The 24,914-nt window shown below is 59.6% G+C and carries 15 protein-coding genes; 3 read left to right on the forward strand and 12 right to left on the reverse strand.

From position 1 onward, the window contains the following. Positions 1-17: 17 nt before the first annotated feature. Positions 18-2,864, forward strand: coding sequence for a TonB-dependent receptor domain-containing protein (locus ACTJI2_RS12930; RefSeq protein ID WP_440842348.1), 2,847 nt, complete (start codon positions 18-20; stop codon positions 2,862-2,864). Positions 2,865-3,045: 181 nt separating this feature from the next. Here the strand turns inward: ACTJI2_RS12930 and ACTJI2_RS12935 are convergent, their stop codons facing one another. Then, positions 3,046-3,417: a YciI family protein gene (locus ACTJI2_RS12935; RefSeq protein ID WP_440842349.1), complete on the reverse strand. Its 372-nt coding sequence runs from the start codon at positions 3,415-3,417 to the stop codon at positions 3,046-3,048. Between the two features lie 624 nt (positions 3,418-4,041). Here ACTJI2_RS12935 and ACTJI2_RS12940 point away from each other — a divergent pair. Beyond that, positions 4,042-4,344 carry a hypothetical protein gene (locus ACTJI2_RS12940; RefSeq protein WP_440842350.1) on the forward strand — a complete coding sequence of 101 codons (303 nt, stop codon included), beginning with the start codon at positions 4,042-4,044 and terminating at the stop codon, positions 4,342-4,344. A 66-nt stretch (positions 4,345-4,410) separates the two neighbouring features. On the opposite strand, the gene ACTJI2_RS12945 is transcribed toward ACTJI2_RS12940, so the two are convergent. From ACTJI2_RS12945 to ACTJI2_RS12965, 5 genes are all read right to left on the reverse strand, one after another. Continuing rightward, positions 4,411-4,776: a tetratricopeptide repeat protein gene (locus ACTJI2_RS12945; protein WP_440842351.1), complete on the reverse strand. Its 366-nt coding sequence runs from the start codon at positions 4,774-4,776 to the stop codon at positions 4,411-4,413. A 258-nt stretch (positions 4,777-5,034) separates the two neighbouring features. Continuing rightward, the gene (locus ACTJI2_RS12950) at positions 5,035-5,343 is read right to left on the reverse strand and encodes a hypothetical protein (RefSeq protein ID WP_183639519.1); all 309 of its coding nucleotides are present in this window, start codon (positions 5,341-5,343) and stop codon (positions 5,035-5,037) included. Positions 5,344-5,525: 182 nt separating this feature from the next. Next, positions 5,526-5,960 (reverse strand): hypothetical protein, encoded by a 435-nt coding sequence (locus ACTJI2_RS12955; protein WP_440842352.1) that lies wholly within the window; start codon positions 5,958-5,960, stop codon positions 5,526-5,528. After that, on the reverse strand, positions 5,941-9,939 hold the full coding sequence (locus ACTJI2_RS12960) for an RHS repeat-associated core domain-containing protein (RefSeq protein ID WP_440842353.1): 3,999 nt from the start codon (positions 9,937-9,939) through the stop codon (positions 5,941-5,943). The genes ACTJI2_RS12955 and ACTJI2_RS12960 overlap by 20 nt, the downstream gene beginning before the upstream one ends. Before the next feature lie 1,236 nt (positions 9,940-11,175). Beyond that, positions 11,176-14,172 carry a TonB-dependent receptor plug domain-containing protein gene (locus ACTJI2_RS12965; RefSeq protein WP_440842354.1) on the reverse strand — a complete coding sequence of 999 codons (2,997 nt, stop codon included), beginning with the start codon at positions 14,170-14,172 and terminating at the stop codon, positions 11,176-11,178. A 168-nt stretch (positions 14,173-14,340) separates the two neighbouring features. Here ACTJI2_RS12965 and ACTJI2_RS12970 point away from each other — a divergent pair, with 168 nt between their 5' ends. Continuing rightward, positions 14,341-14,625: a phage integrase central domain-containing protein gene (locus ACTJI2_RS12970; protein WP_440842355.1), complete on the forward strand. Its 285-nt coding sequence runs from the start codon at positions 14,341-14,343 to the stop codon at positions 14,623-14,625. A gap of 824 nt (positions 14,626-15,449) precedes the next feature. Here ACTJI2_RS12970 and ACTJI2_RS12975 read toward each other — a convergent pair. The 6 genes from ACTJI2_RS12975 to ACTJI2_RS13000 form a co-directional block, all read right to left on the reverse strand. After that, complete coding sequence (locus ACTJI2_RS12975; RefSeq protein ID WP_440842356.1) at positions 15,450-16,439, reverse strand: cyanophycinase; 990 nt, start codon at positions 16,437-16,439, stop codon at positions 15,450-15,452. Between the two features lie 198 nt (positions 16,440-16,637). After that, positions 16,638-16,943, reverse strand: coding sequence for an XAC0095 family protein (locus ACTJI2_RS12980; RefSeq protein ID WP_440842357.1), 306 nt, complete (start codon positions 16,941-16,943; stop codon positions 16,638-16,640). A 431-nt stretch (positions 16,944-17,374) separates the two neighbouring features. Then, on the reverse strand, positions 17,375-18,160 hold the full coding sequence (locus ACTJI2_RS12985; RefSeq protein WP_440842358.1) for a hypothetical protein: 786 nt from the start codon (positions 18,158-18,160) through the stop codon (positions 17,375-17,377). Between the two features lie 262 nt (positions 18,161-18,422). Beyond that, positions 18,423-21,191: a DEAD/DEAH box helicase gene (locus ACTJI2_RS12990; protein WP_440842359.1), complete on the reverse strand. Its 2,769-nt coding sequence runs from the start codon at positions 21,189-21,191 to the stop codon at positions 18,423-18,425. 7 nt (positions 21,192-21,198) lie between these two features. Continuing rightward, positions 21,199-21,699 carry a hypothetical protein gene (locus ACTJI2_RS12995; RefSeq protein ID WP_440842360.1) on the reverse strand — a complete coding sequence of 167 codons (501 nt, stop codon included), beginning with the start codon at positions 21,697-21,699 and terminating at the stop codon, positions 21,199-21,201. Further along, positions 21,696-24,908 (reverse strand): DUF1156 domain-containing protein, encoded by a 3,213-nt coding sequence (locus tag ACTJI2_RS13000; protein ID WP_440842361.1) that lies wholly within the window; start codon positions 24,906-24,908, stop codon positions 21,696-21,698. Before ACTJI2_RS13000 ends, ACTJI2_RS12995 begins: the two co-directional genes overlap by 4 nt. Positions 24,909-24,914 lie beyond the last annotated feature (6 nt).

A 24,914-nucleotide genomic window follows, 5' to 3' on the forward strand; every position in this document is an offset into this window, starting at 1 on the left:
GCGGAAAACACCGCGTGATGACTGTGTATCGTGAATCCCTCAGACGCCGCCTGGCGCGCCTATTCGTTCTGGCGTTCCTGGCTATCGCCACGCAGAACGCCAACGCGGGACCGACGGATTCTCCCGCCCCATCTCGGTACGAGATTGCCCCGGGTACGCTGGAAGAGGCCTTGCAGGCTCTCGCCGACCAATCGAATATTCAATTGCTGTACTCGCCCATGCTGGTGCGTGGAAAACACAGCCCCGGTTTGCGGGGCAATCACACGCTTGCCGCCGGGCTCGCCCGACTGCTTGCGGAGCATGGCCTGACGGCGGTAGCGGTTAACGCCAACACCTACCTTCTGCGGAGCGCAGGGAATCAGGCTCGTGTAGCCAGCGCTATCGCAAGGCAGCCGGAAACAACTTCTGAAGCCAGCGTGACCGCGCTTGCGACGATCGACGTCACCGGCACTCGCATTCCGCAGCCGTCCCTGGAATTGTCCGTCCCCATGACCGTGATAACGGCGGAAGAGATTGAACGGAGTGGACAGCAAACGCTCTACGACCTGTTGAGTGAGCGTCCCGGCCTTGTGAGCCATCACCCCGTCACGGTGGCCAGCGAAGGACGGTACTATCCAACGGTGGTTGCCTCTGGCGCCAGCCTCTATTCTCTCGGGCCGCGCGCAACCCTTTACCTGCTGAACGGCAAGCGTATCGCCCCATTCGGGCTCGCATCCAGCGACCTCGGCGGAATACTAGATCTCAACGGTATTCCTCTGAGTTTCATTGATCGCATCGAAATCCTGCGCGGTGGCGCTTCTGCGATCTATGGGGCAGACGCCATGGCAGGCACCATCAATATCATCCTGAAGAAGGACTACGAGGGGGGCGAGATTTCCTCGCGTTCCGGCGTCTCGCAGCGAGGAGATGCACAGTCTCGCCAGACCTCCATGATCTTTGGAACGCGGACCCCATCGGGCGGAAATCTACTGCTTGCAGCGGTCACTTCCTCGCAAGACGAACTTGGTGGCGAACGTCGGAAATGGCATACCAACGATCGTTCCCGATTCGGACTTCCGGACGACCGCCCATTCCTCGGGTTTGCGACCTGGAGGGGAGTGCCTCTACTTTCTCTTCCGCAGTGCCAGGCAGCGGGGGAGAATCCAGACTCTCCGTATTGTCGCTTTGACTCTGCAAGGTATCGAACCTTGCAGCCCGGGTTGCGCAATCGATCCCTGTATGTCCGGTGGGATCAGGAATTGGGCAGTTCATTCTCATTGTACTTATCCGGACTGCGCACTCAGAGTGAACAAACACTGCAACATTCACCAATCCGGGGCGTTTTCCCCATAACCCCCTCTCACCCGGATTATTCGAAGGCTCCCATCGGGGGCTCGGAGGTCTACTACGCATTCTATGAATTCGGAGCTCCCCGGAACCAGAGCACCAGTATCGCAAATGCGGTGTCGGTCGGATTGGAAGGTTGGGCTCACGGATGGAACTGGAACATCGCCCTGTCCCGCAGTGAAAATCGCGTCCGAACCACCATCAATAACGTTTTCCTTCGCGCCAATGTGCAGGAAAACATCAATCGTTTCCGCATCGATGGATCAGACAATACGGATGTCATGAACGCGATGCGGGGCTCTCTTCATCCCGCCGGATACTACTCCGTCGACACGCTGGAGGCCACATCGAACCGCCCGCTGTTTGATGCCTTTGATGCGAGCGCCCAGATCGTGGTGGGAATGGCGATTCACTCCGCTCGACGGCGAAGCATTCCGGATCCCCTGCAGATCAACGACGGCGTTGCTTTCGGCTCGACCGACGTTGAGCCGTACGATCTTCATGACCGAAATTCCGCCCTTTTTGCCGAACTCAACTTGCCCCTCCACCGGACGCTGCAGGTGGACTTGGCCGCCCGCATCGATCGTCACCAGGGGTTTCGGTCCAACACGTCTCCTCGATTCGGAATCAAGTGGACCCCAGACCGGTCTATTCTTGTGCGTGCCAGCCTCGGGCAGGGTTATCGGGCTCCCAGCCTCAACGATGCACGTATTCCCTTCGACGAGATTACCGATACCTTGTACATGCGCGCCACTCCACAGTTGCTGCCCTGCATTCTGGTTGGCTCGAATCTTTGTGAGGTCGAGTATGGCGTGGGCGACAATCCTCATCTGCGTGCGGAATTCTCCCGCAGCCTGACCCTTGGCGTGGCCTGGGCTCCGACACACGCCTTCAGCGTGAGCCTGGACGGCTACCGTATTTCGCGTACCGATGAGTTCGGCATTGCGGACGCTTTCAGCTACCCCTCTCTTTTTCCGGATGGCCTGGTTCGCGACGCCAATGGCGTGCTCTATCGCGCCAACAGGTACCTGGCCAACATCGGCAAGTCTGAATCCCGAGGATGGGAACTCGAGTCAAACTATCTGCTTCGGAACGATGATCTTGGCGAGTTCAACTTCCATCTGGCGGCTCACTATCTCAGCCGATATACCACCTCGAGCATCATCCAACCCAAAGCCGTCGAGCACGCCGGCCATGACACGCCCAAGCTGACCTTGCTGGGCAACGTGCAATGGCGACATGGCAACTGGACGACGACCTTGAACGTACGCCATTTCGGGTCCTCGCACGCCTATGCCGCTGGAAAGACTTGCCCCGGCGAAAATCGCGCCGCCGGCAAGTGCACCAACCCGGCGGCGACACTTCTAGGCCTCAATGCCCGTTATTCAAGCTCCGAGGACTGGTCATATTCGCTCAACGTCAACAACCTGCTGGATAGACGCCCTGTGGACTATCGCTACTACACCAGTGGCTACAACATCGCGGTCGACGACGTCTACGGGCGCTACTTCACCGTGTCAGCGACGTATCGTTTCTGATAAGGACCAGCGCGATGGCACGCAACATCGTGGTGGACGCGGGCGGCGAGATCGGCATCGAATGCCCGCCCGAGGGCGGAACCTCCGTCCATATCACGCTTCCCTTGGTGTCACTGGTCGGGTAATCGCCAAGGAGAAGCGTCGGCTCCCCAGAACCTTCAACGCATTTTTGTTCCAGCCCTTATGGGGCCAGATAAAAGTCCATGGGGATGAGTTCGACGGCCCACCCTCCCTCTTCGCCCAAGATGGCGGCCGGGTGCATGGAGGCGATGCGCAATGCCTCCTCAGGGCTGTCCGCCTCAATGATGAACAGGCCACCCACGACCTCCTTCGCCTCGGCGTAGGGCCCGTCGGTGACATGCATCTTGCCGCCACGCGGACGAAGCGTCCGCCAGCTGCCGGTATCGCCCAGTGACGCGGACACCCGCACCTTGCCGGTGGCGAGCATCTTCTCGTCCAGTGCGGGGCACTGGCTCTCCAGCGCTTCCACTTCGTCTGGACTCATTGCGGCGAACTTTTCGGGGGAGAAATAGGCCAGGCCGAGGTACTTCATGGGAGTTCCTTTGAACAGGGGTGCGTTTGACGACGAAGCGGAGGGCTGGAAATCGACTGTGCTTACGCAAAACTGGGAAGAGGACTACTCCCTACATGGCCCACCCGCCATGGAAAGATACTCTGCCCCACTTTTTTAGCTTCACTTGGCGCATTTTTTCGCCGTAGCCCGATTCATGGCTACCCGGTGCTCCCGGGAGCACTAGCCTTTGTGCTCACACATGATTCTTGCCCCAGCATCTAGGCGCAAGCCATGTTCCTTGCAGGCGCATCGGGCACCGTGATAGCGTTCCGGAACCTCCAACATCCCGCTCGACATGAAGTATTGATGTGCAGGCAGATGGCCTGCTTCGCTACAGAATCCTGGATTCAATGAGCAAGGCTCATAAGCGAAAGGCAATGGCCGGCTCCAGGCGCCAGCCCCCATACGAGAAGTTCCAGGCATACGCTACGGCGAACATTCTCTTGTTCTATCTCAGAGTCCGCGGCTCATCAGCGAGATAGATCTACCTGACTACACACGCTGTACCTGCCAGCACTGGCATATGAATGCTCTATCAGGCGTAGACCCTGTCATGGCCTGACGGGCATTTCCGCACAAATTCAACCAAAACAGGAAAGCGCTATGAGTAATTCACTCACTGGCGGCGTGCGCGTGCGCGCCGACAACGGAAAGTTCTATGACATTGAAGCAACCGACTTTGAGCTCGCAGAAAGTGGGCGCCGTCATCTTGGCGATGGGGAGTACCAGTTCGAGCGCCTGTACGTGGCCAATCTCTGGACCGACAACGTCAACATCGAAGTCCGGTTCGAGGTCGCTAGCCGAAATGGGATGGTGCGCGCCTATGTACCGACAGTGGTCGATGCCACCTACATCGAAGACGATCTTGAGGAAGTTCTCGTCGATGAGGACGAGGGCTCCAACTAAGCCCTCACTCGCAGAAGGCCCGGCCATGGCCGGACCTTCTCGCACCTTCCTACGGTGGACCCGCCCCTACTTCTTGTCTTCAGCTTCCTTACTAACCACATTTTGAGCATCCAGGTCTCCCATTTCTGAAGCCCGCAAAATCCATTTTTTATACTTTGTCAATTCATTTTCCTTCCGATAATGAATTGCTAAATTATATGCAGCCTCAGGAAGGCCTTTTTTTACCGCAAGGCGGTACCAGTGGACTGCAAGGCCACAATTTTTCGCAACCCCGCCAGTACCATCACTGTAGATGTTCGCCAAGTTGACTTGAGCTTCACCGCTTCCGAGTCTAGCTGCCTTACTAAAGTATTCGGCCGCCATAGCAATGGACCCTGCCTCAAAGGCAGCGCATCCCTTTTCAAGCAATTCTCTCGCTCTCTTATTTGCCATGCCACTTTCCGGATGAAAACCCGGCATGCCCTGCCATCAATCATCTTGAAATCAATAAAGACATAGCACTTCTGGATCCGGCATCCCTGGAAGTTGGGGAGCCATGTGCCTGTCGTACTCCACCACATTGCAACCTATTTCTTTGGCTGCGCCAGTGCTTGTCATTCTAGAAATAGGGCCAGAACGGCACTCTCTGTATTGGCCCTCGCCATCAGAAAGTGCTCCGACCTCTGTTTTTTTTATGCGTCCCAAAAAATACTAGTAACGATAAGCCAAGAGCCCGAACCCAGCCTCAAAGTACTTCATGAGCATTTCGGCTTCAGAGGCTGACGTTGCCACCAACTCCTCCAAGCCCATCGTGCAAGTGCCTTGCTCAGCATCAAATCTCCTCTCTGTCACCACAAGAAATCCATCGAAACTGGAACCAGGCAAAGAAGATTCCCGAGCAAATAAGAATGAAACCCTGTCTCCTACAACCGGCAAAGCGCAAAGTTCAAGGCTCCCCGTGACATTTCCATAGGCATCACTTGGAGAAGTGAAAACTGAAAAATCAATGTCTACTTTCATCATTAATTCCATGGAGACTAACGAGTCCCTTCCCCCGCTGGCGGGGGAAGGTGCCGAAGGCGGATGGGGGCAACGCCGACGACGCACAAGCCTCCTCTTCCAGCGCTGCGCGCCGCTTCTCCTGCAAGGCATTCGTTGTGACGAGATGCCGCACCCCTGTTTTCTCCACCTTATTTTAAAGATCACATATTTGCGTATTGTTTGGAAAATGCTTCGAGCGGGAACTGGAGATCAGGATGACTACCATCATCAAATATAAGACGCCACCAGGGGGTAACATACTTTACCGTGTGCTCGCCGCCTCGCTCGTCTACGATTTTCAACTCTGAGACAAAAACTCCTCGCCGATGCTCAACGGATGATTTTTTTTTCCCCATCTCAAAAACACGATTACCCAACGAAATATAGCGCGCACCATCGTGACGAAAGAAGATGACTCTACTCGCGCCAGCAATGACCTTCTCAAAATCGATGAGCCATCCACTGGCCTCTAGACGAATATTGGGTTCTGGATCGATCTTTCCAGTTTCAGGCGAGTAGTGGAAAAGCGGCTGCTGCAACGTGTTAAACGCTGAGTGGCGCCTGATAAGAACTCTGTTACTCGCATCCACATTCATTGGCGTTCTCCATCGCGCTATTTGCTCGAACCCCACTGGAAAGCAAGCCAAAGCCCACGATTCCTGTCGTCCACGGCAAGCTAGTCCTCCCGGCTCCTGCAATGATCGCAGCTTCGGCCTTGCCCTGGGCGATAAGCCCTTCGTAGGTGACGGCATGCCAATTTTTCAATATTCCCGCAAACGGACCCCTGAAGTAATCCTTGAGTGCGTTCCTCGCGGCGACTGATTCCATCGCGGAAAGCCCAAGCCCCGGAATTTGTCTGGCTTTAGCCACATATGCCAGACGGCTGACGGGAACGGCGAGGCTGTATGCTGTGCCTGCAATCTCTCCATTTCGATATGCGGAAGAGCATTTATTGACAGACCCTATTCCGTGGTAGTCGCGATATTTGGCGGAAAGTGAAAACGAAAGGGAGTCGCCAAATCCAGCAACAGCATCCACCATTCCCTGCGATGGTGACCAGCCACCGGTTGTTTGGTATACCAGTTCAAACACAGGATCAAAGAAATCGAGCCCGTTGGGGTCGATACTTCGCAGAGGATTCATCCCAGCATAGCCATAAGTGGACAAGCCTCCAACCTGGCCAATCGGATCCGAGGTTTGGAATCGTCCAGCTGCGGGATTGTAGTCACGAAAGTAGTTGTAGTTGAGCGCTGAAGCCACGTCATACCGCTGCCCCGGGAACCGCATGTCCAGCACGAAGGGGATGCCATCCCCATCTGGGTCCTGCTGCGGGGCGGTGCTGCCGAAGGCTTCGCCCTTCAGGTCCCAGGTCCACACCGGTACGTTGCGCGCGGCTTCAATCACCACGCGCGGGCTGCCCAGGTGGTCGGGCTGGAGGTAGTGGAGCTGCTGGCCGTTGGCCAGCAGGCCCACCGGCAGGTCGTCCATCCACAGCGCCTGCTGGACGGGGGCGCCGCTGTCGTCATAGTCGCCCAGCCAGTGGCCGGCTTCGTCGTAGACGGTGTAGATGTTGGTGGCGCCCAGGTAACGCCGCACCTGTTCGCCGCGGCCGTTGTAGGCGTACTGCCGGGTGGTCACGCCGGACTGCTGCACGAGGCTCATCCGGTTGGCGTCGTTGTAGGCGAAGCCGCGGGTTCCGCCGATGGCGGTAGTGTTGCCGACCGCGTCGTAAGTCCGGGGAACACCGGCCACGTCCGTGAGGCGATGACTGGTCGCGGGGTACGTGTAGGCCGATGTGCCCGCCGCCGTGGTGTGGGCCGTGCGGTTGCCGGTAGCGTCATAGGCATAGACGTCGATGGCCGCCTGGGTCGGGCCGTCCTCGGTCCGGGTCAGCCGGCCCAAGGCGTCATAGCCGAAGCGGATGGCCGGGGTCGCCACGCCTTGCGCCGTGCCCAGCTTCGTCAGGTTGCCCACCGCGTCATAGCCAAAGCCCAGTGACAGGCCCCCAGTATTGGGGTCTTCGATGGTGAGCGGGCGGTAGTCCTGGTCCAGGGTACGGCTCAGGCTGCGGCCGTTGCCGTAGGTCCAGCCGGCCACCGGGCCGAAGGGATGGTAGCTGGCCTGGTGCAGCAGCACCTGGCGCGGCTGGTCGCTGCGGGTGACGCCGACCTCGGTCACCTGCCCCTGCGCGTTGCGGCCGTAGTCCACCGTGGTGCCGTCCGGGTAGACCATCGCCTGCAGGTTGCCGGCCAGGGTGTAGGCATAGCGGACCACGAAGTTCACCCCGTTCGTGGTCTGCACCTTGCGCACGAGATGACCGAAGCGGTTGTAGCAGTAGCGGGTGCTGCCGCTGGCATCGTCCATCCCGCTCAGCCGGCCCACGCCGAAGGTTTCCCCCGCCTCGCATGCGGTCGGCACGGTGTCGTAGGTATAGCTGACGTTGAGGGCGGTGTCCGGGTAGTTCACCGCCGTCAGCCGGTTCAGGGCGTCATGGGCGTAGGTCGTGGTGACCCCGCGCGCGTCGGTCTGGCTGGCGCGGTTGCCGGCGCTGTCGTAGGTGTAGGTGGTGGTGCCGGTGTCCTGGCTCTGCAACTGGATCAGGTCGCCCAGTCCGTTGTAGGTGTAGGTGGTGTCCAGCCCCTTGGGGTCGGTCACCTTCGTCAAATTATCCAGCGCGTCGTACTGGAACTTGGTCTCGGCGGCGATGCCGCCCACGTCCTGCAAGGTGCGCGCCAAGCGGTTGAGCGGGTCGTGGTCGTGATCGGTCACCCGGCCCAGTGCGTCCGTCACCGTGTTGGCGTTGCCGTTGGCGTCGTAGGTAAAGTCGGTCGGGTGGGCCTGCGCGTCGGCCTGGGTCGCCAGTTGGCCCAGCTGGTTGTAGATGCGGCTCAGCGTTCGCTTGAGGGCACCGCCCGCGTCCTTGGTCTCCTCGGTGATGCGGTTGCCGGCATTGTCCAGGACATAGTGAATCGTGTTGCCGGCGTTGTCGCTGATGTCGGTCAGGCGATGGGCCGCGTCGTAGGTGTAAAGCGTGAACGCCCCATCGGGCTGGGTGACCTGCTTCACCAGCCCAGTCGGCCAATACGCCACGCGGGTAATGGCGTCATCGGTCTCGACCGTGTCATTCGTGCCACGCACCTTGCTGGCCGTCAGCCAGCCACGCGGGTGGTACTCGTAGTCGGTGATGACGCCATTGGGGTCCTTGACCGACAACGGACGGCCGGCGCCGTCGTACTTCACATACTCAACCACCTGGCCCTTGGCGTTGGTGACTTTCCAGAGGTCGCCCTTGCGGTAGTCGCACCCGCTCCCGGGCACCGCGCAATTGATCGCATCTTCGGCATGATAGTGAACACGCTTGACAAGATGCTCGGATACTGGACCGGACTCGGTCTCCGACAGGAGCAGTCCGGCGCGCGGACAAACCGCATTCAGGACGTCATCCTCCGTGCAGTACTGGTATCTCCGTTGGCGGACAGTCGCGGGGGGCGCGTCAGAAGAACCGCAGGGATAGGTAATTGCCCCGCCGACCACATCGTGGCGACATGTTGCGACAGTCCGTCCTGCTGCATCGTATGCAACATCGGCCCTGGACCGGAGTACTGTTGTCCCCGAATAGGTTTCGTGCCGTATCGGCCTGGAGTTGGAGTCGTAGACCGTCTTCTCGCTCCGCTCCGCAGCCGTACCTACTCCTGATGTAATCAGTTTTGGGAGATTTCCCACGTATTGGTACTCGGTCACGCCTCCCATCCTGTCCACCGCTCTCTGGAGGTAGGCGTTGCCGTATGTCAGCACCTTCTGTCCCGCAACCGACGTGACACTTGAGGGCTTTGGAAACAGCCCCCGCCGAATGTTGATCGTCTCCACACCTGTCCTATCCGACTCGACCTCCACGACATCTTCGGAAACATAACGCACAACGGTCTTGTCGACCGCGCCGCCGTCTCCCTGCAGTACACTCCGCGTGACCCAGCCGTTCTCGTTGTACGAGAAGGTCGCGTACCGCCTCCCGTCTTCCGACTCGATTCCCGTCAGAAGGTATGCGAAATCAACCGCCGGGCCCTGCCCCGATTCGCCGTAGAAGTACTTTTTCTTGCCTCCTCCTTGTCCGTATTCAACCTCGGAAAGATTTCCATCCTGCCCATAGCGATACGCGATGACCAATCCATCCGGGAGAGAAATTTCGCTCAACTTCCCGCTCGTATAGACAAAACTTGCCACTCTCCCATCGACAGTAGTTAGCTGGGACAATCGGCCCGCAGCGTAGGACAGATAAATATCACTTTCCGGCCGGCTCGCATTGCGAATGGACACCAGCCGACCTGAGGTGTCGTAGCTGCGCACGTCACCGCCTACTTCCCGAACCTGATACTTGACACCATTCAGACTCACCTCTCGGAGCGTCGAAGTGTTTGAGTTCTGGAAGGTGTACTGTGGCCACCCGATGGAAATGACGGCATCAAAATAGCCATCTGGCGTGATTCGATAAGGAGCGCTACCCACGACACTTATGATTCTGTCGTCATAGACGTGCGACCACCCCTTTGACATCGCCAGAGAATCGAACTGCGCCAACGAGTGGTAGTTCCGATAGAACTCTCGCCCCCCGAACAGGAAATCTACTTCCTTTCTCGACTTGTCTCCTGTCAGGGGATGACACGGATTCGCGGTTCCACAGGTCTGCACCTGACTGGTTCGGATAACAATTTCCTCTCTGGGCAGCGTGGTTCTGCAGGATTTCCCAGTCTCGTAAGTGTCGCCCGGCGCCAAGGCAAAACTCCCTATGGGAGAAAATCCACTAGGACAACGAAAATGTTGTCCCATGTCTATGGTCATGTATCTTTTTGACAAAGTTCCATTGCAATTCAAGATAAAGCTTGCGCGCCTGAAATTCGACCATGGCGGCGATAGGTATATATCGTTCCACACACCGCTACCAAAGGTTCCCTGGAAGCGTAGGAAGCCATAAGCCACTCCACTCTTGCTCTCCACGGAGTAGACGGGACTAGGTAAATACTGGCCCTCGCCCTCCGTTGGGGGTGAAACCAGTTGACAAGAACCTATCGCCTCGGCCTGTCCTATCTGCCAGCTCGCTGAAATCGCGGATTGCTCAGAAGAACAATGCGCCGCATATATAGGATCGTCCGTTGAACACCCAGGCTGCTGAACAACACCCTGCAGTTTCGGCACGGAGTAGACCGGCGAATAAAAGTGTTCCGGCACCTGATCAGGCCGCTGATAGTAGACCCATCTCCGCCCATCATTGGCTCCACTTGATTCCGAAGCCCGTACCAGCAAATTTCCAGCCGGTGCGCTTGCCCGCATGGCGGCCTCTGCCGCAGGCAGTGAGGGATAACAGACGTCCTTGTAACAGTAGGTGTTGTCCACCGCCCCTGCAGGCACAATTGCAATGACAGAAAGCAACAGCGCAACAATAGTCAAGAAAAAAACACGCATGAGGTCCTTCTCTTCTGTTGAATTATTCGGTAGCGCATCAGGACCGTCCGCCTGGCATTGATGGCGTCGCCAAACGGTTAGGATTTCTAACCACGGTCGAGGCGCAGAATACCCACTGGCACGCCTCAGCGCATTTCCAACACTTCCGCTCCTTCCAGTCCTGCAGCAAGGTGTGGGCGTCATCCTAGGTAAGGGTGCCAGTTTTTCATGTTCACCCCGATGCGGCTCGATTAGCCGAGATGCCTCCTTTACTTTCATCAACTTAGTTCGTGTTACTCGATCTCGCTAGTTCCGAGTAGTCTTCTCCAAAAAAAACCCGGCTTGCGCCGGGTCCAAGAGGATGGTGGGGGAAACTCAGAACCGATAGGTCGCGCCCACATACAGCAGGCGGCCGATGCTGTCGTAGAGCGCGGAGCCGGTGCCGGAGCCGAAGTAGTTGAGCGGTGGGTTGCGGTTGAAGACGTTGTCGATGCCGAGATAGGTGCTGACGTCTGCCTTGGCGAATCGGTAGCCGACCTGCATGTTGTGGATGGCGTGGGACGCGTTGCGGATGGGGCGGGCGGAGCCCGGGTTGCTCTCGTAGCTGGACGGTCTGACGCGCAGGTTCCGGTGCACGAAGTTCACGTCCCAGGAGCCGCGCCAGTTGCCGCGGTTGTACTTGGCCTGGAGGTTGGCACGCCAGCGGGGCGAGGTGATCGAGTCGACGTACTCCTCGAACTCGTCCGGGAAGTCCTGGAAGCTCCATTCGCGGTGCTGCAGCATCCGGGTGCCGGTGAAGCGCACGACCGCATCGCCCTCGAACAGGCCGAAGCGGTAGTCCATCTCCACATCGATACCTTCCCGGCGCGACTTCGCCATGTTCTCGTTGATGCCCGTCCAGCTCGTGATGCTGTGGGCGGGGAAGTCATTGCCCTTGGCATCCGTATACCCACCCACCGGTGCGCGGGTGATGAACGAGCAGAACTTGTTGTCGATGCCGCTGGGCGAATCCACGCAGCGGGTGGCGTTAGTCTGTCCGGTGACACGCCCGATGGCGTCTTCCAGCGTGACGCGCCAGTAGTCCACGGACATGCCGAATCCCTCCAGGAATTCGGGCTGCCAGACAAACCCGAACGATAGGCTCTCCGCGGTTTCCGGCTGCAGCTTCGGATTGCCGCCGCTGATGCCCGGCCGGGTTGCGCTGAAGCTGTCGACCCAACCCACCGGAATACCCAGTGCCGAACAGTTCGCCCGCCGCAGTGCCGGGTCCTTGGCCGTGTCGGGCCGGTTCGAGTTGACCTGGTTGTAGTTGCAGGGATCGGCGATGAACGCGTAGTTCTCCATCTGCCCGCTGTAAAGCTCGCCGATGGAAGGCACGCGGACGGCGCGGGCCTTGGTGGCACGGAAGCGCAGCGAAGGCAGGACGGTCCAGTCGATGCCCACGTTCCAGGTGGTCGTGGATCCCATGTTGCTGTAGTCGGAATAGCGCCCCGCCAGATCCAGGGCCAGTCGCTCCACGCCGGGCAGGTCAGCCAGCAGCGGAACGGTGGTCTCGGCAAAGACCTCCTTGACCGCGTACTCGCCCCCCTGACTGGGAATGGCGTTGAGGAAGGTCAGGCCGAGCGCCGACAACGGATCGGTATTCTCGCGACTGGTCTCCTTGCGGTACTCGACGCCACCGGCGAACCCGACATCGCCCGCCGGCAGCGTGAACAGGTTGCTGTTGGCCACCGAGGCGGTGAACACCCGCTGCTCCAGCTTGGAACTGTTCAAGGAGTTGGTGTTGAACCAGTTGGCGGCTTCCTGGCTGACCGCGCCATGGCCGAAGACGCTGAAAGGTACGCAACCGGTGCGGGCGAGCGGCGAATAGACCGCGCCGGTGTGCGGATTGATCGCTGACGGATCGAGCGTGGTCCGACAGACCAGGTTGCCGTTGCCGTCGCGGGCCACGTCCAGTCCCGCCTGCCAGCGCTCGTTGATACGGTTGCTCATATTGACTCGATCAATCGTCGTCTGGCCGAAGTTGACGGACGCCTCGTACGTCCAGTCCTTGCCCAGAAAGCCTTCCACGCCAAAAACGGCTCGCACGGTCTGGCGATCGACCTCCTCGCCCCGGCGTCCCGCGTCGAGGTTGAAACGGTTCAACGACAGCAGGCTGACGCCGTGCTGATCCATCAACGCACCAAGTTCGGCGGATACCAGCGGGTTCTGGCGCCGGATGCGGATGGGCTGGTCGAAGCTGGGCTGCCCGAAGTAGTGGGCCTCGGTCTTGCTGTACTTGCCTTCGAAGAACAGCCGGTGCGCGTCATTCAGATCGAAGTTGATGACCGTATTGAAGCTGGTCCGGTCGAACGCCGGCTGGAGATTCGCCACGGCATCCAGATCAAGGAAGTCGCAATCCACACACGATGAATTGCTGGTCACCACCCCGTCGTAGCGGTTGGGACGGAAGGTTCCGTCGGGATTGAACAGGTAGCGATTGCCATACGTGGTCGGGTCCCGGAAGTCGAAACGTCCCAGGGTGAAGGTGCCGCCGTTGGACAGCGAATGCAGGCCACCGGGTCCCTGATACAGGTTCTGCGGGTTGTCCTGGGTGGGCGGTCGCGACGGGTCATAGTTGGGGTTGGGCACGGTGATGAGGTATTCACGCCCGATCTTGCGATCGCCACGCCCGAACCGATCCTGCTTGCTGTATTCCAGCGAGAAGGCCGCCGAGCCCCGATCATCCGCGAAGTTACTTCCGGCAGAGAAACTGACGAAAGAGCGGTTGAAACTCCCCTCTTCGGCCGCGCCATGCTGGCCGCGAAGCTCGAAATCGTCGAAGGACTTCTTCATGATGAAGTTGACCACGCCGGCCACCGCATCGGCACCGTAGACCGCCGAAGCGCCGCCCGTGATGACCTCGACCCGCTCAATCCATTCCACCGGAATCGTGTTGGTGTCCACCGCGGTCGAGCCCGGGCTGGATCCGACATGACGCCGACCGTTGACCAGCACCAGCGTGCGCGAGGTTCCCATGCCACGAAGATCCAGCAGGCCCAGACCCGCCGTGCCAATGAAACGCGTGGAGTTGCCCAGCGTGTAGGTGGGCGTCAACTGCGGCATCCGCGCCATTAGATCGCCGATGTTGGTCGCGCCCAACGCCCGGATTTCCTCCGCGCTGATCGCCATCACCGGCGACGAGGTGACGAAGCCCACGCGCTGGATGCGCGAACCGGTGACCGTCACCTTGTCGAGGTCGGTGGTTTCGCTGGCCGATGGTGCTTCGGACTCCTGGGCGATGGCGGCAACCGGAACGCACGCGGCCAAGGCCAGCAGTACCGCTCCCCGGAGTGGGTGGTGTTTGAACCTGGATTGGTTACGGACTTGCATGACTCCCCTCTGTCGTTTGCAGAAAAACGGTCCGCGTGCGCGAACGCGCGACGCGGACCGGCAACGACCATAGGAAGAGAAAGATTCAGTTGCAAGTATTTGATTTCAAAGTATTTATTCTCACATTTATAGCGCCATTGCTGTTTTTGCGGTTTAACCGCGCGGCGCATGCCAGGGCGGAACACATCGCCCTGGCGTGGCCGCCAAGTCTTCCCGTACATCGGTGGCTGCTTGGTGACCGAGCTGACCGCCCCCGGGTTCCTACGCGTTGGCCGCCGGGTCGAGGAACGCGGCGGCGGCGTGTGCGCGCATCGTGTCCTCCAGAACTGCGGCCAGGTGCAGATTGCTGATCCACGTCACAACCAACCTGCTTATGGCGGGAAACAATTGGAAACCTGTCGCAAATGGATGCGGCAAGGTGGTGGAAGAATCAATCGTCTAATCAAGGAGTGAATCCATGAAGAGCAAGATGTCATCCTGCGTGTTTGCGGTTCTGATGACTGGACTTTTTTTCGCCGCGACCGCTGGCGCCACAACGAAAACAATCTATGCGACGGCAAACAGCAACGGTTCGACCACGGGTAGTGCTTCGATGTCGTCGGCCTCCAAGGTCACGTGTACGTCCGCATCAGGGGGAGGCACCAGCTCCCGGTGCTTCATTCAAGCCCCCGGCTGGAGCGGTCTATTGACGGCTGGACAATCGATCGGGACCAGCGGGCCAGGCACGGTCACTCTTTCGTGTACCGGGACCTACCCGGTGGGTGGGTCATTGTCTTGTTCCGCAAAGGTTGATGACACCACCTGTTCGCCTGAACAGACTCTCTCGGCCTCCGCGAATTGGGCAGGTACCACGCAGGGTCTCGCAGCCATAAAGGGACCGGCGATCGTTGAATGCACGTTTGCGTCCGGCGGTGGTACCAGCTCCAGGTGCTTTGTTACGGCGCCTGGGTTCAGTGGACTCATGTTGGAGGGCCAGACGGTTTCCGCCACGGGTGCCGGCACCGTGGTTCTGGGGTGCGCAGGCAGCTACCCGGTAGGCGGCTCTCTGTCTTGCAATGCGCAAGTCAGCCAGATCTGCCCTTGACCAGGCGCTGATGCTGCAAGGATGAACGGATGGGCCGCACTGCGGCCCATCTCCCTTGGTGTCGGGTAGTTCTTCCACCCGGCAGAGCCGCGCAGCGCATGCCAGGGCGAAACACATCGCCCTGGCATGGCCATCGACTGCGGTTTGTCCCTCGCCCGGACATCGCCCTTTCGGGCGATGTCCGGGCGAGCTTTCAGTAAGCCGAACCACCCGCCTGGGTGGAACTCAGCACACCGGCTTCGGCCGTGACCGTGTAGGTGGCTCCGCCCACCGGCGCCCAGTTGACCAGATCGAAGCCATCGCCGGCGGCGATGCGTGCGACGCCGATGTTGCGATAGGTCAGCGGTTGCTTGGCCGAGCACACCTGCGGCAATCCCGGCGCTTGCAGGAAGTACACCTTGCCCGTGCCGACCACGCTGGCATAGCCGCCGTTGGCGACCAGCAAGGCGGTCGCTTCATCGACGGCGATGCCACGCGGCGCGGAGCTCCAGCCGTTGGCCGCCACACGGCACAGGAAGGCAAGGTTGCGGCCCATGCGGTCGCGCGCGGCGAAGTGGGGGTCACCGATGACGCCCTGCAGCGTCGACACCGCGGCGAAGTCGCGGTCGAAGGTCAGGTAGCGATTGAACGGATCCGCCAGGGCCTGGCTGCTGGTCGCGCCCTGGCTGGCGTTCGCGCTGTAGACGAACTGGGTGAGCACGTTGAGACCGGCACTCGTGCCGCCCACCGGCACGCCCTGCGCGATGCGCGCGTTGAGCGTGGACTGCACCGGCGTGCCCTTCCAGAAATTGATGTAGTTGGACTGATCGCCGCCGGCAATCCACACCACCTCCGCCTTGGCGATGATGGCCGCGACGTCCGCATGGTTCGCCGCCGCCGCGTCCGGAATGATCAGCGTGGCGACCGAGTTCGCGTTCGGGCACAGGCCCTGCACGTACGGATTGTAGGCGTCGGCGCCGGTGGCGCGGATGATCAGGAAATCGCCGTTGCCGCCCAAGTTGCAAAGCCACTGGAAGGCGGCATCCACATCGCTGCCGCCGCCCATCAGGACGGTACCGGACGTGGTGGCCGGCGAGACATCGCTCGCGCTGCCGACGCGGACATACGTGTAAGGCGGGGCCTTGCCGGCCATCGCGGTAGTAGCCAGGACCGAAGCGAACAGGAACACCAGCAGACTGCGCATGGAACACCTCATCGTTGGGTGACAAAAACCCAGACGAGCCAGTTGTCCCAATCCCCCACGCACCGCGACAGGCGGTCGCGCATGGGCGCCTTGGCAGAAAACCCTCTTGCGGCCACACCCAAGTCCTCCAAGGCAGGCCCTGCCCCGCCAGCGCATGCCAGGGCGGAACACATCGCCCTGGCATGACTGTCGCCAGTGCTAGCGCATCGCGCGCTTTCGCTTCAGTACCTTCCGCCTGGGACCGTCGCCGGGTTCGGGCGGCCGGACCGATATCCACTCCGACTGGCTCATGATCCGGTCCACTTGGCGCTCCATGTTCTCGAAGCTCGCATACCAGCGGTGAATCGCCATGGTCGGCTCGTTGTGCTCGTCACCACCACACGCGGCACTGAGGAAACTCATCAGATTGAGCTGGTTACGCAACTGCTTCAGCTCGTGGATAGCGGCTTCGGAAAAGAAATAGCCCGTGCGTGGCAACGGGGTCGCGGGGGCATCAGAACTCATCGGCGGTACTCCAGTCCGTGGGGAAAGAACCCCGTCTTCCGGAAGGAAAACGGGGATGTCGGGAGGCTAGAAAACCGCATTGAGTCGGCGGGCGTATTCCCTCATGAAGAGGTGTTTTATTAGCCGCCCTCCCGACGCTGAACTTCTACCGCGTCGGAGTACCGATGTCGCTAGTACAGAAGAGCCACCGAGAGATGCTGCGGTGGCTCCGCTCAATGAAGGAGTTTCTAGACTCCGGTGATGAGTCTGCCTTCGCTATCGAACGCGTTCAATGCCCTAGCGCTCAATGTTAGTGGAGTGACTATCCAGAATCTCATTGCCTACAGCAACGACACAAAATTTTACTTCATGTCTGCGAATCAAGCTCATTCTCAAAGAATCCGCGCTTATCTCATCCTGAAAACTCAATTATGCCTGCCAGCCATTCTCACTTAGCCAATGATGTTCCCAGCCGGAACATGGCAAACGGCTATGGCGATTAACGCGACTATCATTGCCACCCAAAATGCGAATCGCAATCGCTTTATCTTAATTCTGTTAAGCACAATCTTCCCCTCCTCTTCCTTGTGCGCTCGGGTTCTTCTATCTTGCTCCCAACTGTTCATTTTGTTGGAAAGATAGGCAGCGAGCGCCGGCGTCCCCGACAACCATTCCAGATCTGGCTTTCGTGGAGGCACAAGAACCTGGTCGAGCCGAATAATCTGAGCGGTACACGGCCAGCCATGCTCGTTCCGTTCAACAAAAGGAAGGCCAAACTGACCATAAAATCTACTGGCATCTTCTGGGGATCTGCCGTTGGGCATGTAGCAGATACGCTGCACGCGCGCGGGGGAATCTTGGACGATATTATTCGCCCACCGGATGCATTCGGACATCATTTCAGTACCAATCCCTCGTCGACGGAACTCTCTCTCGTCTACTGTGACGAAACCGTTAGTGAGCTTCACCGTGATGCCTAACCCGTCTTCACCGAACTGCTTGAAAACCCTCGCACTGAAGTCAGCAATCTTTAGTGGCTCCCCCATTACTCCACTGACCACCCACTCAAAGGCCCGACACAGGGAAAATGCGATTTCCCCTTCTTCCAATAGCCGCTCTTCCGCCTCGACACGGTAGGTCAGTGACTCGATTTCACGAACATGGATGAGCAGGGATCCTATCCTTAGCCAACGCACTCGTTCATTTTTTAGTTTTTCCGTCTGCAACACCACCAACACTCAAATACGTCGAAATAAAAGGCCATCATCTTCTCGCGTTCCGTTCGAGAGCTTCACACAATATCCATCAGAAACTCACTCTTTCCATTGTTGGAACTAACATGGATGCTCATATAAGCTAAAACCCAAAGCCTGACTGTGAACCAGTCTTGGCTATCCGACTGATTTTTCCTCGTCCTAGTGCCAAGGCCATCGGCTTCCGCCTACCTGCTGTAGGCCCTCCCCACTTCCCATCTCCTCTCTACAACGATAGCTAAGTCCTTCAGCCGCTGATCTCGACGTATCCGATCACTTCGGCCGAATAGCTACCATCACCATTGGCAGCCTCCTTATACTGCAGCTCCCGCTGCAAGGTCGGCTCGATGAGGCGCACAAACAGGTCGATCCGCTGTTGTGGCGAAAAGGCCGGGCCGGCCAACGGAGCCTGGAGGTACTTCTCGCAGAGCCGCTCGACTGCTGGCACGCGGGTACCGTCCTTCTTGACCGCTATAGGCTGCACGAATACCCGGCGCTCACCTTTGCCGATCGAGGCCTCGACCATCCACAGCGAAAGCAGCACTGGCTCGTTCACGTCGCCGGATACGGCGATGCCGATCTCCTCCGGGGGCACGCTGCGGCAGCGTCCCAACTCGTCCTGCACCAAGGGATGATCCAAACCCAGCAGTTGCAATGCATCTTGGTTCGTGGCGGCCTCTCGGTTCAAGGTGAAACGTGCGCGAGTGGTGCCATCGGTGTCGACGAGGTCGTAGGTCGTATCGTCCGCCTTGACCAACTTCTGCTGGCGATCCGCAACCGCCACCGATAGGAAGCGCACCAGCCGATCCAGACTAGATGACACATCCGAGAACGGCTTGTAGTCGTCGAGGCTGAAGCCATCAAGGTCTTGGAACAGATCAAATACCACCTGCCGCGCTTCGCGAGAATTGGACAAGGCTGCTTCCAGTTCCTCCTGAGTGCGCTTCAGTTCTGGGTCGGACAACGCCTCCTGATACAGGCGATCATAGTTCAGGCGTTCGGACAGCTGGCCGAGAATCTGCGCGCGCAGGTCTTCGGCCACGTTGCCACGGTCATCGACCTTGCCGACTGCGCGAGCGATCTCGGTGAGCTTCTCTTCCAGTAGCAAGAATATGCGGCCTTCGATGGTGTCCGATAGCACCAAGTTGTAAACCTGCGCTGTGTCGCGCTGACCGTAGCGATGGATGCGCCCGATGCGCTGCTCCATTTCCATCGGATTCCACGGCAGATCGAAATTGAATAGGATACGAGCGAATTGGAGGTTGATGCCTTCGCGTCCGGCCGCCGTGCAGACCAGTACGCGCGGGCCATCCTTCTGGCGAAAGCGCCGCTCTGCCGCCACCTTTGCGCCGTGGTCGCCGCCGCGCAGCACCACCACACCCTGACCAGGGAAGGTTTGTTCGATCTCGCGAGCAATCATGTCCACCGTACCCAAGTAGGTGGCGAAGATCACGATCTTCTCGCCTGGATTCTGCCGCCACAGCGTTCCCAAGCCATCCAGCAGCTTCTGCATCTTGGTTTCGCGCTGCGCTGGGAAAATGCGCAGCAGGTCACCGATGCGCAGGCGCTCTTCGGGCAGGTGCAGATTCACCACCGCCGAGGCCGCCTCTTCCGCATGTGTGGCTGAGTACTCGCTGCCGTAAGGATCGGAGGCCATCTCCAGCATTTCTTCATCCAGCTTCCTGACCAAGCGGTACTTCAAGTCGGCCAGCACGCGATCCACCTCGCTGCGGCCAACACCGTCACGCGGCAGGCCGAACTCCTCGTGGATCAGTTCGCGCGCTTCCTCGGTCAATCGTTCACGTCCTTCGATGTCCAACTCGCGGTCGCGCAACAAGGCCTCGTGCAGGGTCAGCATCAGCAAGCGACGCTTGAGCGTGCGAAGCACGGCGGCAAAGCTCGAGGCGGCGATCTTCTGGAAGATAGCCATCAGGAAGCCCAGGGCGCGGCCTTGGCTGCCTTGGCGGCGTGCGAGATCGAAACCCTCTTCTAGATACTCACGCAGCTTTTCGTAGAACAGTCGCTCCGGCTGTGCCATCACCAAGGACTCGGTATGCACCCAGCGCCGCGCGAACAACGGCAAGCCATCCGGCTGGCAGGCGTCCGCCTTGGTGCGGCGGAACATAACCGTGTTGAGGCGATGGCGGTTGTTCACCATCTCTTCGGGATTGCGAAACAAAGTCGGGTCAAGCAACTGCACCAGCATCCAGAACTGGAAATGGCTGCCTTGGTGCGGCGTAGCCGACAACAGCAGTAGGTCGCGCGAGTGATCCTTCAGCGCCTCGGCCAGCTTATAGTTCTCGGTCTTGCGCACCTTGCCGCCAGTGCGATACGCCGTGAGATGGTGCGCCTCATCGAACACCACCAAATCCCAGCGGGGCGCATCCAGCAGTCGCTTGATGCGCGCCGGTCGCTTCAAGGTGTCGATGCTAGCTATCAGTCGGTCGTGCTTGGCGAAGGCATTGGTCTTGCGATCGGTGATGTCGCCTTCGGAGCCAAACACCTCGAAGTCGAGGTTGAACACTTCGTTCAATTCGCGATGCCAGTTGTTGACCAGACCGGCCGGCACTACCATCAGGGCGCGGTTCAATTCGCCGCGGCTGGCCAGCTCGCGCAGAATCAGCGCCGTTTCGATTGTCTTGCCCAGGCCCACTTCGTCGGCGATCAGGTAACGCCGCGGCGAGGCCGTAGCGATGCGGTGGGTCAGCACCACTTGGTGCGGCAGCAGGTCGATCTTGGCCGAAGTCAGCGCCAAGGCGCTTTCCATCACCGGCAACGCATGCGCCTCGTAAGATAACCAAGCCTTGCGCGCACGCTCTGCATCACCCTGCACGGCGCGCAGAATGCGCTCGGTACGCCCAAGCTCGCGCCGCAGCGAAGCAACCGGCACGCGGCGTTCGCCAATGCCGAAGAACGCGCGCAGGTAGCCATCGTGCGCCGGATCTAGGACGACGCCTTGGCCATACTCATGGTGGGTGATGCGTTCACCAGGCTGAAACTGAATCTCGACGGTCACGCGCGCCTCACGTGATCCGCAGGTGGAATAGACCGGCCGGCTGGCCACCTTCGCGCAGCAATATTTCGCGCGGATACTCGTTGGCCTGCCCCCAGAGGATGCGACCGAAATCAATCTGGCTCTGTCCGTGCGGCGGCGCGCACAACCAGCTCACCGCATCGGTGGTCGGCTGCACCCTGAGCCGGTTGCGACCACCGGGCAGCCAGAACGCCAACGCCGCCTCACCCTGATACACATCCTGAAACGACAACACCGCCGGCTTGATGACATCGCCCAACCAGACCTCGGCGTCCGCTGGTGCCAACAGGTCCAGCGCACCGTCCAGACCGGCAACGATCAAGGTATGACCGCCATTGCTAGGCAAATCATCCGGCCATTGCCCCTTGGCACGCAGGAACTGGCGCAGACTCCATACCTCGTTTGCGGAGCAAACGTGGTTGCGCGCTTCCTCATCCCACAGCCAAGTGGTGCCACGCCTGTGCCATGCGGTGTCCAGCATCTGCCTCATTGCCCGTACTCCCCATCGTCATCGAACAAGCTGGCCTGTGCGGGCTGCGGCCCTTGGCTGGCGACCCAGGTCTTATAGATCGTCGTCGCGCGCGAGGCCGCGTTGTGGAACGACTGATCCGGGCCGTGCTTGTGTAGCCATTCCAGCAAAGGTTTCAACGCCACGTGCGGCTTGAAATTTTCGTTCTTCAACGTGTCGGCGGCGCTGATGCCGCTGTTGTCGTAACAGGCACCGATCAGCACCAGAGCCTGGTCGAAATCCGAAGTCAGCCGGCGCTTGTGCTTGCCCTGCCATTCGCGGGCGAACTCCAGCGGATCAGTGCGGGTGAAGACCTTGTTCTTTTCCTTGCACCAGCCGCGCTGGACGAAGTCATCCGGCGTAGTGATCGAGCCTTTGAGGAACTTCTGCAGCTGGTCGCGCTTCAGCTCGCTGGCCGTGCCGAAGGTGCGCAGGAACTGCCGCGTCATCGGCTCGGCGTTGACCGGTGGTGGTTCCTTGCCCTTGTCGGCATCTTCGTCAATGAGCTGGTTGATGCCGATCAACGCTTCACGCACGGAGATGGTACGGCCTTCGTCCACATACACCTTGCCGTAGTGACGCGAGAAGTATTCCAGCGCCTTGCCGCGCCGGATGACCTGAATGTCGGCTGCAGGCAGTCCTTCCTTCATGTGGTTTTCCAACATGGTCTGCAACTGGCGCACATCGGCCATCACCTCGCGGCGCATACGGCCCCAGCTCACCGGCTTGGGCTCTACGGTGCGCTTGCGGCAGACGTGGATGATGTCGTACTCGATGGTCTTGGAACCGAACTCGCCTTCGCCCTTGGTTTCGTCGGAGCGGATGGGGTACGTCGCTTCAAGGTAATAGCCCGCGTTGAAAAGCGACTCCAGCACCGCCACCCACGGCTCGTCTTCGCTGTGGTGAAAGGTAAAAGCCAGAATGCCGCTGGGCTTGAGCACGCGGTGCGCTTCGCGCCAGCACTGCGTGAGCAGGCGCTGGTAGAACCCATCCGGGTCTTCCGATTCGCGCGCGCGGTTGGCAACCGCTTCCAGCGACTTGGGCGTGTAATCGGCGCGGAAGTAATCCGGATACTTGTCCTTCAGCGCGAGGCGCAGCCAGACGTAGAAGAAGTCGGATAGCTCCGAGTAGTGCAACAAGCCTCCGAAGGGCGGATCGGTGATGACCAGATCAAGGCTGAACGCGGGAACATTCGTAAGGTCGGTGGATGAACCACAATAGATGTCGGCACCCTGCAACGGATCACCGGGGTAAACCTTTTCGCTCTTTCCTGATACCTCCCCAGCAATGCTTGGTGCGTGCCTATTGAGGTATTCGGCGCTCACGGCTTCCCACGGTGTCTGCGCCCATTCCCCACCCTTGAACAGAACTTCATAGGTAGATGACCATGGGCCATAGCCCATTGGCGGGAACACGCCTACCTCCACAACATTGTTCTTCGGGTGGAAATTACTGTTCGACATGGCAGGAGCCAGCTTGTCGAGCTTCATGTGCCAAAAAGCGAGCGAGTTTTGATTGCGCAAGAAATTCTGGAATGCACCAAGCACATACTCGCGCGTCTTCCAGTCGTAGCTGCCAACCTCGACAATGGCCTTCAACAGCTGTGCGTGAACGAGCAACTGACGCGGATTGAACATCGTCCACCAGTGCGTGAAACCGTGGTTCGGCACGCCACCTTGCAGATGGTGGGTCATGAAGCCGTAGGCCAGTTCGGAGCGCGGCCAGTAGTCCTTCAGGTCAGCGTCCTTGCGCCTCTCCCATTCCGCGAACGCGGCATCGTACTGCCGGGCGTGCGCCGCGTCGTATGCGGCGAAGAAGCGACCGCTGTAGGGCTTGCCTGCTTCATCTCGCTTGGGCGCATAGCCCTGCACGGCGTAAGCGGCCATCGGCCCGGTCTTTCCCGTGGCCTTGATGGTGGTGAGCACATCCTGCACCGTGCCGCAGGCCGAGCAGGCGTAGTGCGACTTCTTCGGAACCGTGCCTTTCTCGGGCGCAAAGGTGACACCCGTTTCCGGGTCAGTCACTTCATCCGGCAACGCGCCGCGCACTTCCAGCAAACGAATCTTCGCGGCGCGTGCGGCGTCCCATCGCGTGGTCGCCGCCACGTTGTCCTGCGCCGAACCGCCGTAGGGCGCACCCGTAGCGTCCTGCTTCGCTTCGCCCGCCAGCCATTGCGGATGCACCAGCAGGCTCAGTTCCACCTTCTTGTTCTTGCCCTTGCCAAGGTTCACCAGCGCGGCGTGGCCGCAATGCGAGCAGATCACTCCCTTCTTGCGGTCGAGCACGGAGTACGGCGCTTCAGCGGGGGAAACGTAGAACGGCGCATCGGGGGCCATGCGGGCGGCTTCTTCCTCCACATCGAACGCCTCACCGCACTTGCCGCAGGTGTGTTCCCAATGCTTGACGGTGAGAGTTTTCACTGCCATCACGGGGCTGGTCATGATCGGCGTGCGGTGGCCGCAGCCCGTCACCTGACAGGGGCCGTGCTTGGCCCAGAAGGTGTAGATGATCTCCGGGCCTTCGTACTGGTAGGCCTTGCGCTCATCACGCAGAATGGTGAGCGGGTCGAAGTCGGGTGGCATCACCTTGCCCGTGGGCAGATACGTCCATTTGCCTTTCTCACCCTGCGGGCCGTCGCAGTAGTAGTACGGCATGATCTGCGGCTTGACCTCGGCTTCAATGTCGGCAAGCAGCTTCTTTACCTCGTCCAGATCGACGTTGGCCAGCTCCTGCTTGACCACGAACCACGCGACCGGGTTGAGGTCGTTGCCGATCATCTGCATGCCGAGGCGCGAGCCTTCCACCAGCGTGGTGCCGCCGCCCATGAAGATGTCCGCCACCTTCAGGTGCTTGAACGCGCCTTTCTTCTGGTGATTGGCGTAGTAGTTGTCCCACACCAGCTTGGCCGCGTGCGAGGAATCTTCCGGCGCTTTGGTGGCCGCCGCGATCAACATCGAGCGGAACACGCTGGAACGACGTCGCGCCCACCATTTCGACATCTGATAGATCGGCTTGCCCGCGTTGCCCTCGATAATCGCCACCTGATTGACCGGCAGGATGGGGAAATCCACCTCCAGGCAGGTCTTGGGGCGGTTAGGGTCATTGAAATCCACCGTCTCCAGCGCGACGGCCTTACCTGCGCCGACGGCCTTGGCAACTTGCTGTTGGAGTAGTTCTTTCTTGGTTGCCATCAACCA

Origin of the sequence: Pseudoxanthomonas sp. 22568 (assembly GCF_052044485.1) — a bacterium.
Taxonomy (GTDB): Bacteria; Pseudomonadota; Gammaproteobacteria; order Xanthomonadales; family Xanthomonadaceae; genus Pseudoxanthomonas_A; species Pseudoxanthomonas_A beigongshangi.